Origin of the sequence: Erwinia sp. CGal63, from assembly GCF_037026505.1 — a bacterium.
GTDB lineage: Bacteria > Pseudomonadota > Gammaproteobacteria > Enterobacterales > Enterobacteriaceae > Erwinia.
The window spans coordinates 508,636-522,376 of sequence record NZ_JAKUMN010000002.1 but is presented as its reverse complement, the minus strand read 5'-3'; the positions used below and the strand labels follow the sequence as shown (position 1 = coordinate 522,376).

13 protein-coding genes are annotated in these 13,741 nt (G+C 57.9%); 3 read left to right on the top strand and 10 right to left on the bottom strand.

Annotated features, from left to right (window positions below; genetic code table 11):
• Positions 1–48: 48 nt before the first annotated feature.
• A complete protein-coding gene (locus tag MKZ79_RS11070) occupies positions 49–1,443 on the bottom strand; it encodes a NarK family nitrate/nitrite MFS transporter (RefSeq protein ID WP_336142078.1) in 1,395 nt (464 codons plus the stop codon).
• Between the two features lie 312 nt (positions 1,444–1,755).
• Between MKZ79_RS11070 and narL the strand changes: the two genes are divergently transcribed.
• On the top strand, positions 1,756–2,403 hold the full coding sequence (narL, locus tag MKZ79_RS11065; protein ID WP_336142077.1) for a two-component system response regulator NarL: 648 nt from the start codon (positions 1,756–1,758) through the stop codon (positions 2,401–2,403).
• A gap of 329 nt (positions 2,404–2,732) precedes the next feature.
• On the top strand, positions 2,733–5,285 hold the full coding sequence (mutS, locus tag MKZ79_RS11060; protein ID WP_336142075.1) for a DNA mismatch repair protein MutS: 2,553 nt from the start codon (positions 2,733–2,735) through the stop codon (positions 5,283–5,285).
• 228 nt (positions 5,286–5,513) lie between these two features.
• On the opposite strand, the gene MKZ79_RS11055 is transcribed toward mutS, so the two are convergent.
• Positions 5,514–5,873, bottom strand: a complete 360-nt coding sequence (locus MKZ79_RS11055) for a type II toxin-antitoxin system HicB family antitoxin (RefSeq protein WP_336142074.1) — start codon at positions 5,871–5,873, stop codon at positions 5,514–5,516.
• Entirely contained in the window at positions 5,870–6,145 is a 276-nt protein-coding gene (locus MKZ79_RS11050) for a type II toxin-antitoxin system HicA family toxin (RefSeq protein WP_336142071.1), read from the bottom strand. Before MKZ79_RS11050 ends, MKZ79_RS11055 begins: the two co-directional genes overlap by 4 nt.
• 257 nt (positions 6,146–6,402) lie before the next feature.
• On the opposite strand from MKZ79_RS11050, the gene MKZ79_RS11045 reads away from it, so the two are divergent.
• On the top strand, positions 6,403–7,716 hold the full coding sequence (locus MKZ79_RS11045) for a hypothetical protein (protein WP_336142069.1): 1,314 nt from the start codon (positions 6,403–6,405) through the stop codon (positions 7,714–7,716).
• 61 nt (positions 7,717–7,777) lie between these two features.
• On the opposite strand, the gene rpoS is transcribed toward MKZ79_RS11045, so the two are convergent.
• The 7 genes from rpoS to ispD all read right to left on the bottom strand — a co-directional run bounded on the left by rpoS (position 7,778) and on the right by ispD (position 13,740).
• Positions 7,778–8,770 carry an RNA polymerase sigma factor RpoS gene (gene rpoS, locus MKZ79_RS11040; protein ID WP_147199549.1) on the bottom strand — a complete coding sequence of 331 codons (993 nt, stop codon included), beginning with the start codon at positions 8,768–8,770 and terminating at the stop codon, positions 7,778–7,780.
• Between the two features lie 50 nt (positions 8,771–8,820).
• Complete coding sequence (gene nlpD / locus MKZ79_RS11035) at positions 8,821–9,888, bottom strand: murein hydrolase activator NlpD (RefSeq protein ID WP_336142066.1); 1,068 nt, start codon at positions 9,886–9,888, stop codon at positions 8,821–8,823.
• 163 nt (positions 9,889–10,051) lie between these two features.
• The gene (locus MKZ79_RS11030; RefSeq protein WP_336142065.1) at positions 10,052–10,678 is read right to left on the bottom strand and encodes a protein-L-isoaspartate(D-aspartate) O-methyltransferase; all 627 of its coding nucleotides are present in this window, start codon (positions 10,676–10,678) and stop codon (positions 10,052–10,054) included.
• Positions 10,672–11,433 carry a 5'/3'-nucleotidase SurE gene (gene surE / locus MKZ79_RS11025; protein WP_336142064.1) on the bottom strand — a complete coding sequence of 254 codons (762 nt, stop codon included), beginning with the start codon at positions 11,431–11,433 and terminating at the stop codon, positions 10,672–10,674. Before surE ends, MKZ79_RS11030 begins: the two co-directional genes overlap by 7 nt.
• A gap of 80 nt (positions 11,434–11,513) precedes the next feature.
• Positions 11,514–12,551 carry a tRNA pseudouridine(13) synthase TruD gene (truD, locus tag MKZ79_RS11020; protein WP_336142062.1) on the bottom strand — a complete coding sequence of 346 codons (1,038 nt, stop codon included), beginning with the start codon at positions 12,549–12,551 and terminating at the stop codon, positions 11,514–11,516.
• Positions 12,551–13,030: a 2-C-methyl-D-erythritol 2,4-cyclodiphosphate synthase gene (ispF, locus tag MKZ79_RS11015; protein WP_336142198.1), complete on the bottom strand. Its 480-nt coding sequence runs from the start codon at positions 13,028–13,030 to the stop codon at positions 12,551–12,553. The genes truD and ispF overlap by 1 nt, the downstream gene beginning before the upstream one ends.
• The gene (gene ispD, locus MKZ79_RS11010) at positions 13,030–13,740 is read right to left on the bottom strand and encodes a 2-C-methyl-D-erythritol 4-phosphate cytidylyltransferase (RefSeq protein WP_336142060.1); all 711 of its coding nucleotides are present in this window, start codon (positions 13,738–13,740) and stop codon (positions 13,030–13,032) included. Before ispD ends, ispF begins: the two co-directional genes overlap by 1 nt.
• Position 13,741: the final 1 nt, after the last annotated feature.

The following is a 13,741-nucleotide window of genomic DNA, read 5'->3' as shown; positions in this document are numbered from 1 at the left end:
TGAGACGACATTGCTTAAGCGGCGGAGGATCGTTCCTCCGCTCGTTAATCAGAATTTGTTTTTACGGCCGTAGACCAGCCAGGTAACGCCTACGCAGAGCAGGTAGAAGGCGAGAAAGATTTTCATCGCGCCCGTCGGCGTGCCCAACATAGAGAGCGAAAGACCAAAAGTCTGCGGGATAAAAAAGCCGCCCAGCGCGCCGATGGCGGAGATAAATCCCAGCGCGGCTGACGTTTCGGTGACCGCTTCCCGCTGTGCGGTTTCCGGGCCTTTGCCTTCCGCGCTCGCCTTCTCCAGGGTGAGCTTGCGGAAAATCACGGCGATCATTTGATATGTGGAGCCGCTGCCCAGGCCCGCCGTAAAAAACAGCCCCATAAACACCGCGAAAAACGCGCCGAAATAGCCGGCGTGGCCCTCGCCTGGCAGCGTTAAGAACAGCAGCGCGGCGAACAGCGCCATCAGCACGAAGTTAGTCAGCGTAACGCGTACGCCGCCCAGCTTGTCAGAGATAATGCCGCCTGCGGAACGCGCCAGCGCGCCGATCAGCGGGCCGAAAAAGGCGTAGTGCAGAATGCTGACTTCAGGGAACTGCGTTTTGGCGAGCATGGCGAAACCGGCGGAGAAGCCGATAAAAGAGCCGAAGGTCGCCAGGTAGAGCAGCGCCATCACCCACAAATGGCCGCGCTTCAATACCGGTAGCTGCTCGCGCAGAGAGGATTTTGCCGCCGCCAGATCGTTCATACCGAACCAGGCCGCCAGCGTGGCGATGCTCAGAAACGGCACCCAAATCCACGCGGCATTTTGCAGCCAGATAGCTTCTCCGCTGCTGGTATGCTGCGCATCGCCGCCGAAAGCGCCAAAAATGGCGCAGGAGAGCGTCAGCGGCGCGACAAACTGCATCACGCTAACGCCAAGGTTGCCCAGGCCGCCATTGATGCCCAGCGCGCCGCCCTGCTGCGCTTTGGGAAAGAAGAAGCTGATGTTGCCCATGCTGGAAGCGAAGTTGGCGCCCGCAAAGCCGCACAGCAGCGCGATCAGCATAAAGGTATGAAAAGAGGTCGTGGTATCCTGCACGGCGAAGCCCAGCCAGAGGCAGGGAACCAGTAAAATCCCGGTGCTGAAGGCAGTCCAGCGGCGTCCGCCGAACATCGGGATCACAAAGGAGTAAGGAATGCGCAGCAGCGCGCCGGAAATGGAAGGTAGCGCCGTCAGCAAAAACAGCTGCTCGGTGGTAAAAGAGAAGCCGACTTTGTTAAGGTTTACCGCTACGGCACTGAACAGCATCCAGACGCAAAATGCGAGCAGGAGGCAGAAAACGGATATCCACAGGTTACGACTGGCTATGCGCTTTCCGCGCTGCTGCCAGAACAAACTGTTTTCCGGCTGCCAGTCCTGAATAACGGCACTGTTTTTGCCGGGTTGAAGAGGGGCAATTTGCGTCATAGTATTCTCCGGTTTGAATGGTGCGCATTCTGCGCAACCGCTTCAGGCGCAGGCTTGACGCAAATCAACGCGGATGCAGGTATGCCTCTATGCCAGATGCGCTGTCCTGCCGGAGTGAGTAGAAGAAATACACAGAATATAACTAGTTTATTCATCTGGTTATGAATAAACTCCCGTCTTATTTTCGGCTGACAACCGTCTGTGGAAATTAAGTATTACTCCCTAAGTGGTATAGGGTTAGCGTGCTTAATCGGCAAAAATGTGGGCGATCCGTTAAGGAGCTGTCGCCACCCTGACTCTGGAAAAACAAGCGTGAAAGAAGAAGCCGCTACTATTTTGCTGATCGACGATCATCCGCTGCTGCGCAACGGCGTTAAGCAACTGATCGAGCTGGAAGAGAGCCTGCAGGTTATCGGCGAGGCCAGCGACGGCGCGCAGGGCGTTGTGCTGGCGGAACAGCACGATCCTGACCTGATCCTTTTAGATCTTAATATGCCAGGCATGAACGGGCTGGATACGCTGGTGCAGCTACGCACTATCGACCTTTCCGGGCGTATCGTGGTGTTCAGCGTCTCCGATCATGAAGATGACGTAGTAAACGCGTTAAAACACGGCGCGGATGGTTATCTGCTGAAGGATATGGAGCCGGAAGCGCTGCTGAAGGCGCTACACCAGGCCGCCGCCGGCCAGATGGTGCTAAGCGAAAAGCTGACCAACGTGCTGGTGGCCAGCCTGCGTGAATCACGCCCGACAGAAGCGCGCGACGTGGAGCAGCTGACGCGACGCGAACGCGATATTCTGAAGCTGATTACCCTGGGAATGACCAATAAAGCCATTGCCCGCAAGCTGTCGATTACTGAAAGCACGGTAAAGGTTCACGTTAAACATCTGCTGAAAAAAATGAAGCTGAAATCCCGGGTGGAAGCGGCCGTCTGGGCGCTACAGAACGGGCACGGCTGAGCACCAGCGCCCTTCGCTGTTGTCAAAGCCCTGGTTCAGCGGTTCGGTTCTGTTTCAACCGCTTATTCTGACGAGCGGCTAAGCCCGTTAACATTCTCCTCTCCGGCCTGAATTATTTTACTTTTCAGTACAAGATTTGCGGCGCCTCTCTGGCTTTTACCTGTGACAGCATCAATCGCGCTGCGTTACTATAGTCCGCAATAAAAGGGCACCGCACTTTTGCCATCGTTCGCGCTGACGGCACGGCGAGCCTGCTCAATCACCGCTTTGAAGTAAAACCGGCGCCGCGCCGACTTTATATTCAATGGACTGGAAAAGAAGACCCGATAATGACCACTGACAATCTCTCTTCTCATACCCCGATGATGCAGCAGTATCTGCGTCTGAAAGCCGAGCATCCGGAAATTCTGCTCTTCTACCGCATGGGCGATTTCTACGAGCTGTTTTACGACGATGCGAAACGCGCTTCGCAACTGCTGGATATTTCGCTGACCAAACGCGGCGCTTCCGCTGGCGAACCTATTCCTATGGCGGGCGTGCCGCATCATGCGGTGGAGAACTATCTTGCCAAACTGGTGCAGCTGGGCGAGTCAGTGGCCATCTGCGAGCAGATCGGCGATCCGGCGCTGAGCAAAGGCCCGGTCGAGCGCAAAGTAGTGCGCATCGTCACGCCCGGCACCATCAGCGACGAAGCGCTGCTGCAGGAGCGCCAGGATAACCTGCTGGCGGCAATCTGGCAGGGACAGCGCGGTTTCGGCTACGCCACGCTGGATATCAGCTCTGGCCGCTTCCGTCTGGCGGAGCCGACCGACCTGGAAACAATGGCCGCAGAGCTGCAGCGCACCAATCCGGCGGAGCTGCTCTATCCCGAAGATTTTGCCGCCATGTCGCTGATTGAGAACCGTCGCGGCCTGCGCCGTCGTCCGCAGTGGGAGTTCGAGGTGGACACCGCGCGCCAGCAGCTGAACATGCAGTTCGGCACCCGCGATCTCAACGGTTTCGGCGTCGAGCAGGCGCAGTTTGCGCTACGGGCGGCAGGCTGCCTGCTGCAATACGTCAAAGATACCCAGCGCACTTCGCTGCCGCATATCCGCTCGCTGACCATGGAGCGCCAGCAGGACGGCATCATTATGGACGCCGCCACGCGCCGCAACCTGGAGATCACCCAGAACCTGGCGGGCGGCATCGACAACACGCTGGCTTCGGTGCTGGATAGAACCGTCACGCCGATGGGCAGTCGTATGCTGAAGCGCTGGCTGCATATGCCGATCCGCGATACCAAAACGCTGGTCGATCGTCAGCAAAGCATCGGCGCGCTGCAGGATTTCACCGCAGAGATAGCGCCGCTGCTGCGCCAGGTTGGCGATCTGGAGCGTATTCTTGCAAGGCTGGCGCTGCGTACGGCGCGCCCGCGAGATCTGGCGAGAATGCGTCACGCTTTCCAGCAGCTACCCGATCTGGACGCGCTGCTGGTCGACAGCGAGGTGCCGCATCTGCAAAAGCTGCGCCAGCAGATGGGCCAGTTCGACGAGCTGCGCGAGCTGCTGGAGAGAGCCATTATCGAGGCGCCGCCGGTATTGGTACGCGATGGCGGCGTGATTGCGCCCGGCTATAACGAAGAGCTGGACGAGTGGCGCGCGCTGGCGGATGGCGCCACCGACTATCTGGACAAGCTGGAAATCCGCGAGCGTGAAAAGCTGGGGCTGGATACGCTCAAGGTCGGCTTCAACGCGGTGCACGGCTACTATATTCAGGTCAGCCGCGGGCAGAGCCATCTGGTGCCGATCAACTACGTACGCCGCCAGACGCTGAAAAACGCCGAGCGCTATATTATCCCCGAGCTGAAAGAGTATGAAGACAAGGTTCTGACCTCGAAAGGCAAAGCGCTGGCGCTGGAGAAAGCGCTTTACGATCAGCTGTTCGATCTGCTGCTGCCGCATCTGGAAGCGCTGCAAAACAGCGCCTCCGCGCTGGCGGAGCTGGACGTGCTGAGCAATCTGGCCGAGCGCGCCTGGACGCTGAACTTTACCTGTCCGACCTTTAGCGACAAGCCGGGTATTAAGCTGGTCGGCGGCCGTCATCCGGTGGTCGAGCAGGTGCTGAAAGAGCCGTTTATCGCCAACCCGCTGACGCTGTCGCCGCAGCGCCGTATGCTGGTGATCACCGGGCCGAACATGGGCGGTAAAAGCACCTATATGCGCCAGGCCGCGCTGATAGCGCTGATGGCCTTTATCGGCAGCTATGTGCCGGCGGAAGAAGCGGTTATCGGGCCGATCGACCGCATCTTTACCCGCGTCGGCGCGGCGGACGATCTCGCATCCGGTCGCTCCACCTTTATGGTGGAGATGACCGAAACCGCCAATATTCTGCATAACGCGACGGAATACAGCCTGGTGCTGATGGATGAGATCGGACGCGGCACCTCAACCTACGACGGACTTTCTCTTGCCTGGGCCTGTGCGGAGAGCCTGGCGAACCGCATCAAGGCGATGACGCTGTTTGCCACGCACTACTTCGAGCTGACCACGCTGGAGGAGAAAATGGAAGGCGTGGCCAACGTGCATCTGGACGCGGTGGAGCATGGCGACACCATTGCCTTTATGCACAGCGTCCAGGATGGCGCGGCCAGCAAGAGCTACGGGTTGGCCGTTGCCGCGCTGGCGGGCGTGCCGAAAGAGGTGATCAAGCGCGCGCGGCAGAAACTGAAAGAGCTGGAGGCCAGCTCCGTCAGCGCCGCCGCAGGCAGTGCCGAAGGGCCGCAGCTGCCGCTGCTGGTTGAGGAGACCTCGCCGGCTGTCGAAGCGCTGGAAGCGCTCGATCCCGATACCCTGTCGCCACGCCAGGCGCTGGAGTGGATCTATCGTCTGAAGTCGCTGGTTTAAGGCTGTTTGATATGCGCTTGCCTATGCTGACGGCCTGCACTATGCCGGAAGATCGCTATAAATTAGCGCTATCAGACCTGATACCCTATTTCGCCAGATTCTGGCGAAATAGATAAGAACGGTGTTCAAGGCCATGCTGTTTTAAAACTAGCGGAGAGTGCTTTACGACACTCTCCGCTAACGTCACAAATCAGATTATCACTGTAATTTCTCTGGTACGGCTGTCGCCTATATCTGCTTCATTCGTTCTTTTAACGTCTCGATAATAAAAGAATTTACTGACGTTTCGTTCTCAGCGGCGGCATGGTTCAAACTTTCGCCAAAGGACTCAGGGTAACGCAGCGTGAAAGTTTTCAGCTTCTCTTGCTGTGCATAAGGTTCGATACCCGCCGCACGACAGTCATCAAGATATTCACGTAACGAGGTTTCCCCCTCATTTATTAAACCCTGTACGCTGTCTGCTACAAAATCACAATAGCCGGTCAAGCCCAAAAACTTACCACGAAAAGCGTTTAACTCCGGCACGAAAGTGACAATTGCTGGTTGCCCGGCAATTTTAATGGTGTTCGATGGCAGAGCTTTGGTCATGGTTTTACTCCTGTACTTTCAAGCCATTCTCGCAGGCTGGCTACAGCGCCTTTATCTGTATCCGGTGATGGATGTGGGCGATGGAAACTGGCAATACTGCCGTTCAGGAAAAACTTGCAGCGCGAACCGCGACCTTCCTTAACTTCACCACCCAGAGCTTTAATCAGCGACTCAATCTCGCTCCACTTAATGCCCGACTGGACAGGCATTTTAAATATCCGTTCGAGCGTCCCTTTTTGCCTCTTCCTGAGTGATGCTATCTGCTCTTTCATTCCCTTGCCCTGTGCAGTCACTTTATGAAGTCATGCTAACACGAACTTTAATGCAGTCAAGAGATGCAGTCACGCATCTGCCTTAATCTTAAAAACGCACTCTCACCGCATAGCCGCAGACACCCGCCTTCTGTCACAGCCTTGCTTGCTCAATGGAACCATCGCCCTCTTCTCTCCCACGTAATGACAGTGATAAAGCGCCGCCCGCGCCGCGCCGTTTTGTCCGCGTCATTTCATCTAATCCAGTGGAGAGCGTTATGAATATGAGAGTGAGTCCCGGAGGGCCAAACAGCGAGGCGATTAACGCGGGGCAATTTTCCGCGCGCTTTAGCAAAACGCAAAGCAGCGATCTCGCTGCCGCGCCGGAAAAATCCAGCCTGCTGCAGTATGGCGGCGCGGAGGGTAAAACCAGCCAGAAAGCCTCAACCGCGTCGCTGAGTTCAGATTATAAAACGCTGATCGATTCGCTGGTGAAACAGGGTCAGGAAGAGTTAAGTAAAATCAAGGAACAGCTGGCTCAGCAGCGCTCTTCTGGCAGCAACGCCGCTGGCGGCAACGGCACAACCGGCAACTTGCAAAACGTGATGTCGCAGCTGCAGATGCTGCTCGACAGTATCGCCAAATTGCTGAAGCAGAGCCAGGAAGGCCAGCAGTCGTCCGGCAACAGCAGCACCGACACCCAGCTTAGCAGCGCGCTGTCGCAGCTGAAGGAGCTGCTCTCTTCGCTGGGCGCCACGGCCACCACGGGCGCTGGCGCGACGACCGGCACTGCCGACGCCACGGGTAACAGCAGCGCACAACCGATGCCGACCAGCGAGAAGGACACCAGCGTCCCGCCTTCCAGCGGCACCCTGTTTAAAAATATGGATGGCGATAATCGCTCTGCCGATCAGATTATCAACGACAACCCGGTGTTGAAAAACCTGGGCAATCAGAAAGATATCAAGCAGAGCGAGCTGAAAAAACAGTTTGGCGACTGGACGGCCAACAATCCCGATGAAAAAAGCCGCGCGCTGGCGGCGAAAAATATGTCCTACTTTTTAAATAACGTGAAGGCGCTGGATAACCGCGAAGGCGGCGATCGCGGCAAGATCTCGACCAACGGTAAAATCGAAGGACTTACCAAAAGCGGCGACGCGCGCCACGGCACCGAAGCGGCGATAGTTAAAGACGTGGCGGAACAGGGACTGGACAAAGCGTTTCCCAAAGACGGCAGGCTGACCACCACCAACGACGAAATGGTTAATCTGAACGGCACCAATAAAAGCGGTTTTCAGGGTATCTGCCTGAAGCTGGGCAAAGCGTTGGCCTTTATTCCGGGCCTCAGCAATGTCCTGACCGGTATGGGTCGCGCGGAAAGCACTAATCCCTGGGATGTGATTAAGGGCGGCATCGTGGGCGGCGTGAAAACCGCGTTCGACGCGCTGAAAGGCGTCGCGCAAGGGCTGCTGACCGGCAAGGTCAGTCCGGTGCAGATGCTGATGAGCGCTTATAAAGGCGCGGTAATGGATACCTACGCTATGCAGGATGTGAAGTCCGACGCGAAGGACAAGGCCAAAGAGATCGTCTGATCGACAGGCAATAAAAAAGCGGTGGTTTTCACCACCGCTTTTCTTAGTCACTCAGCGCATGTTATTCGCGAAACAGGGCTTCAATGTTCAGTCCCTGAGCCTGCAGGATTTCCCGCAGACGACGCAGACCTTCAACCTGAATCTGACGAACACGTTCACGGGTCAAACCAATTTCACGACCCACATCTTCCAGCGTTGCCGCTTCATAGCCCAGCAGGCCAAAGCGACGCGCCAGCACTTCACGCTGTTTGGCGTTCAGTTCGAACAGCCATTTGACGATGCTCTGCTTCATGTCATCGTCCTGGGTGGTATCTTCCGGACCGTTATCTTTCTCGTCGGCCAGGATATCCAGCAGCGCTTTCTCAGAGTCTCCGCCTAACGGCGTGTCAACCGAGGTGATGCGTTCGTTGAGGCGCAGCATACGGCTGACGTCATCAACAGGTTTGTCCAGCTGTTCGGCGATTTCTTCCGCGCTTGGCTCGTGATCCAGCTTGTGGGCCAGTTCGCGTGCGGTACGCAGATAGACGTTCAGCTCTTTAACAATATGGATTGGCAGACGAATAGTACGGGTTTGGTTCATGATTGCCCGTTCAATGGTCTGACGAATCCACCAGGTAGCGTAAGTAGAGAAACGGAACCCACGTTCAGGGTCAAATTTCTCTACCGCGCGGATCAGGCCCAGGTTACCTTCCTCAATCAAATCCAGCAAAGCCAGACCACGATTGCTGTAACGACGAGCGATCTTCACTACCAGACGCAAGTTACTTTCGATCATGCGGCGACGAGACGGAACGTCGCCACGCAGAGCACGACGAGCGAAGAACACCTCTTCCTCAGCCGTAAGGAGCGGAGAATAACCAATCTCTCCCAGGTAGAGCTGCGTCGCATCCAATACGCGTTGCGTGGCGCCTTGTGACAACAGCTCTTCTTCAGCTATATCGTTATCAGCAGGTTCGTTTCCGACAAGAGCCTTCTCATCAAAAATCTCAGCTCCGTTTTCGTCGAATTCCGCGTCTTCATGTAACTCGTTAACTTTCAGCGTATTCTGGCTCATAAGCGGCTCCTACCCGTGATCCCAGGGCAGAACACCAGGGTTCTGCCGGTTTATCGCTGCGGCAAATAGCGCAACGGGTTTACGGATTTCCCCTTGTAACGAATTTCAAAATGCAATCTAACCGAACTGGTGCCGGTACTGCCCATGGTCGCAATTTTCTGACCCGCTTTTACTTCCTGCTGCTCGCGGACCAGCATAGTATCGTTATGGGCATATGCACTCAGGTAGTCATCATTATGTTTGATGATAATCAAGTTGCCATAACCGCGCAGCGCATTCCCGGCGTACACAACGCGCCCTGAGGCGGTTGAAACAACGGGCTGTCCACGCGATCCCGCGATATCGATGCCTTTATTGCCGCCTTCGGAAGCAGAGAAGTTATCGATGATCTTCCCGTCGGTCGGCCAACGCCAGCTGCCTACCGGAGTAGAGCTGTTCGTTGTGCTGCTGACGGTCGGAGCAGTTACCGGCGCTGTCGTCGTTGCGACATTATTTGTACCGGCTGAAGGTAACATTTTTCCTTCACTTGGTTTACCTGAATCCTCAGAATACGTAATAACTGGCTGACGTGCAACCGTTGTGCTCTTCATTTGCGCAGTGGTCGGCTGAGTCGGTACGCCGCCGGCGGTCGCATCGGCAGCGGTGATTGCATTGCCGCCGGTAAGCGTGCCACCGGAGCCGTTACTAACCTGCAACTGCTGGCCAACGTTGAGGCTGTAAGGCGCAGGGATGTTATTTCGGTCTGCCAGATCGCGGAAATCGTTGCCGGTAATCCACGCGATATAGAACAGCGTGTCGCCGCGTTTTACGGTGTAGGTTTCGCCGCTGTAGCTACCTTTCGGAATATTCCCATACGAGCGGTTGTAGACGATCTTGCCATTTTGCATAACAACATTTTCATTTCGTGCGCTGCTGGCCACAGGCGCGACGTTGCCGGAACCGGAGACGATCGGCGGCGGCTGAGTAATCAGTCCGCCGCCGCTGTTGGCGCTGCTGTTACCGCCGACCGAACTGATTGGCGCCTGTGTGTTATCGCTGGAACAGCCAGCTAACCAAAATCCAACCAGCGAAACCGCCGCAATACGGCGTAATTTTACTACCGGGCTTCCCGTGCTCATTGATATCCCCCGCTACGACAAAACGATGAAAACTGTACGACTACGCTCGGCTAAAGCTGCGCCAACAGCATTAAATTCTGAATCATAGGATAGTAACAATATCGACCGCCGCGTGCCATTAACAGATAGAGGTCATTAACAGATACGTACAATTGCCTCGCGGTCAGGCCAGATCGCCCTGCACCAGCGGCACAAAGCGCACCGGTTCAATGGTTTCCACCAGAAACTCGCTGCCTTTGCGGGTAATACGCTTGAGCTGCTGCTGCTCTTCGCCTACCGGCAGCACCATGATGCCGCCTTCATCGAGCTGGTTCATCAGATCGACCGGGATTTCCGGCGGCGCGGCGGTCACGATAATGGCGTCAAAAGGCCCGCGGGAAGGCCAACCCTGCCAGCCATCGCCGTGACGGGTAGAGACATTGTGCAGATCGAGCTGTTTCAGCCGCCGCTTCGCCTGCCACTGCAGGCCTTTAATGCGCTCGACGGAACAAACATGCTGAACAAGATGCGCCAGGATAGCGGTTTGATAGCCGGATCCGGTGCCGATTTCCAGCACCCGCGACTCGGGCTTTAGCGCCAGCAGCGAGGTCATTTTCGCTACGATATAGGGCTGAGAGATGGTCTGGCCGGAACCGATCGGCAGTGCCGTATTGTCCCAGGCTTTATGCTCAAAAGCTTCGTCGACGAAACGCTCGCGCGGCACCGCTTCGATCGCCTTGAGCAGCGCTTCATCGGTTATGCCCTGCTGGCGAAGCTGGGCGAGCAGCGTTTCAATACGGCGGTTTACCATTCGTTTTCAACTCCCGAACTGGCTAACCATGAAGCGACGACCTCCTGCGCGGCATGCGCGGTGAGATCGACGTGGAGCGCGGTTACCGACACAAAGCCTTCCTCGACGGCCGCAAAGTCCGTATCGGGCCCGGCGTCGAGTTTTTCACCCGGCGGCCCAATCCAGTAAAGCGTATGGCCGCGCGGATCCTGCAGCGGGATCGCCTGGTCGCTGGGATGGCGGCTGCCGCAGCGGGTCATGCGGATGCCTTTGATTTCGCTCAGCGGCAGATCCGGCACGTTGACGTTCAGGATGCGGCCGGTGCGCAACGGTTCGCGCTCAAGCGCGCGCAGCAGAGAGCAGGTGACAGCGGCGGCCGTGGCGTAGTGCTCATGACCGTCCAGTGAGACGGCCAGCGCAGGCAGGCCCAGATGTCGGCCTTCCATCGCCGCCGCAACGGTACCGGAATAGATGACGTCGTCGCCCAGGTTTGGCCCGGCATTGATGCCGGAAACGACGATATCAGGGCCGGGCCGCATCAGCGCGTTGACGCCTAAATAGACGCAGTCGGTAGGCGTTCCCATCTGAACCGCAATATCGCCATTGGGGTAGTTAAAAGTGCGGAGCGGCGTTTCCAGCGTCAGCGAGTTAGAGGCGCCGCTGCGGTTGCGGTCAGGCGCCACAACCTGAACTTCTGCGAACTCACGCAGCGCGGCCGCCAGCGTCTGGATACCCGGCGCGTGGATACCGTCGTCGTTACTCAGCAATATTCGCATCTGAAATTAAACCCCTTTTTATCAATCCATTGAGCATCATAGCCTCGCCGGACGCGGTCAGGCGACGGCCGCTTTTCCGGCTACTCGCCAACCTCCGCCTCGCCGTCCGGCTGATTAAGCAGTTCGCGCACCAGGCTGGTGGCGAAGCTGCCCGCCGGCAGCCAGAAAGAAATCTCCAGCGTGACGTCGTCCCACCAGTTCCAGCGCAGATCGCGCGGCACCACCAGCGCGGCGCGCCGCGCCGCCTCGACACGTTCGCGTGCCAGCAGCTCGATCAGCGTCGCCTCGTTCGCCAGGCTCTGCTGTTCGAACGCAAGCGCTTCGCCCTGCGTGCCCGGCTCGCCGCTGCCCGGCAGCGGCGCCGTGACGCGCAGCTCGTTGTTATCCGTACGCGCCTGCAGCGTGCTTAGCTCTTCTTCCATAGCGACAAACCAGCTGCCGCGTCCGGTAAGCTGCAGCGCATCGCCGGGGATCACGCGGGTCAGCGAGCCTACTTTTTCCAGGCGATCGCTGACCACCTGGTTAAATAATGCGCTGCGTGCTGCAGAAAGCAGGAAGCTGCGCTTGTTACGCTCGCGCACGCGGATTTCATCCGCCGCCCAGCGTCGCGCCATCACCAGGTTGTTGTTGGCATGGCCGAAACGCTGCTCGCCGAAGTAGTTCGGGAAGCCGCCCTGCGCTATCTGCTGCAGACGCTGCTCAACGCTCTCGCGATCGGAAATCTGGCGCAGAATAAGCGTAAAGGCGTTGCCCTGCAGCGCGCCGGTGCGCAGCTTGCGGCGATGACGCGCGCTCTCCAGCACCTCGCAGCCTTCCAGCTGAAACGCGGCGAAATCCGGCGTCTCTTTGCCCGGCACGCGCAGACAGAACCACTGTTCCGTTACCGCATGACGATCCTTCATGCCGGCAAAACTGACGTCGCGCGGATGAATTTTAGCGAACTTCGCCAGCGCTTCGGCCACAAAGCGAGTGTTACAGCCGTTCTTACGGATGCGCACCAGCACCTGTTCGCCGTCGCCATCCGGGCGATAGCCCAGATCTTCGATCACTACAAAGTCTTCCGGGTTCGCCTTGACCACGCCGCTGGCGGCAGGCTGGCCGTAGAGCCAGGCGAGCATCAGGCGTCAGCCTTAATCAGCAGCGCCACGGCTTCACAGGCGATGCCTTCGCCGCGTCCCGTAAAGCCCAGCTTTTCGGTGGTGGTGGCTTTGACGTTGACGCAGTCCATGTGGATGTCCAGATCTTCGGCGATATTGATGCGCATCTGCGGCACGTGCGGCAGCATCTTCGGCGCCTGAGCAATGATAGTGACGTCGACGTTGCCCACGCGATAGCCTTTTTTCTCAATCTGGCGCCAGGCTTCGCGCAGCAGTTCGCGGCTGTCGGCGCCTTTGTAAGCGTCGTCGGTATCCGGGAAGAGCTTACCGATATCGCCCAGCGCCGCCGCGCCCAGCAACGCGTCGGTCAGCGCGTGTAGCGCCACGTCGCCGTCGGAATGGGCCAGCAGCCCTTTCTCATAAGGGATCCGTACGCCGCCGATAATCAGCGGGCCTTCGCCGCCAAACGCGTGTACATCAAAACCGTGGCCGATACGCATCATGCGCTCTCCTTATTGTGTAATTGAGTCAGGTAAAACGCGGCCAGCGCCAGATCTTCCGGTCGCGTCACCTTGATATTGTCGCTGCGGCCCGCGATCAGCTCAGGATGGTAGCCGCAATACTCCAGCGCGGAGGCTTCGTCGGTAATGATAGCGCCCTCATGCAACGCTCGCTGCAGGCAGCTGCGTAGCAGTTCAAGAGGAAACAGCTGCGGCGTCAGCGCGTGCCAGAGCGCCTCGCGCTCCACGGTATGGGCGATAGCCGGACTGGCAGGCTGCGCGCGTTTCATGGTGTCGCGTACCGGCGCGGCCAGGATGCCGCCGACCGGGCTGGTGGCGGTAATCGCCAGCAGGCGCGCGAGATCGTCAGGATGCAGACAGGGACGCGCCGCGTCGTGCACCAGCGCCCAGCGGGCTTCCGGCGCCGCTTCCAGTCCCGCCAGCACCGAATCGGCGCGCTCTTTACCGCCCGCCACCCAGCGCACGCGAGGATCCTTCGCTATCGGCAGCGTGAAGAACCAGGGATCGTCCGGCGTGATGGCGACGATAATCTGGTTTACCAGCGGGTGCGCCAGCAGACCGTCAATCGCGTGTTCAAGGATCGTGCGACCATTGATATGAAGATATTGCTTGGGACAGGCCGCCTGCATCCGGCTGCCGACACCGGCAGCGGGCACGACGGCAATCACCTCGGTACCTGCCATAGTCATG

Coding starts and splice junctions, on each gene's coding strand:
- MKZ79_RS11070 (WP_336142078.1), bottom strand. CDS start 1,443: ATGACGCAAATTGCCCCTCTTCAACCCGGCAAAAACAGTGCCGTTATT.
- mutS (WP_336142075.1), top strand. CDS start 2,733: ATGACCACTGACAATCTCTCTTCTCATACCCCGATGATGCAGCAGTAT.
- MKZ79_RS11055 (WP_336142074.1), bottom strand. CDS start 5,873: ATGACCAAAGCTCTGCCATCGAACACCATTAAAATTGCCGGGCAACCA.
- MKZ79_RS11050 (WP_336142071.1), bottom strand. CDS start 6,145: ATGAAAGAGCAGATAGCATCACTCAGGAAGAGGCAAAAAGGGACGCTC.
- MKZ79_RS11045 (WP_336142069.1), top strand. CDS start 6,403: ATGAATATGAGAGTGAGTCCCGGAGGGCCAAACAGCGAGGCGATTAAC.
- rpoS (WP_147199549.1), bottom strand. CDS start 8,770: ATGAGCCAGAATACGCTGAAAGTTAACGAGTTACATGAAGACGCGGAA.
- nlpD (WP_336142066.1), bottom strand. CDS start 9,888: ATGAGCACGGGAAGCCCGGTAGTAAAATTACGCCGTATTGCGGCGGTT.
- MKZ79_RS11030 (WP_336142065.1), bottom strand. CDS start 10,678: ATGGTAAACCGCCGTATTGAAACGCTGCTCGCCCAGCTTCGCCAGCAG.
- surE (WP_336142064.1), bottom strand. CDS start 11,433: ATGCGAATATTGCTGAGTAACGACGACGGTATCCACGCGCCGGGTATC.
- truD (WP_336142062.1), bottom strand. CDS start 12,551: ATGCTCGCCTGGCTCTACGGCCAGCCTGCCGCCAGCGGCGTGGTCAAG.
- ispF (WP_336142198.1), bottom strand. CDS start 13,030: ATGCGTATCGGCCACGGTTTTGATGTACACGCGTTTGGCGGCGAAGGC.
- ispD (WP_336142060.1), bottom strand. CDS start 13,740: ATGACTATGGCAGGTACCGAGGTGATTGCCGTCGTGCCCGCTGCCGGT.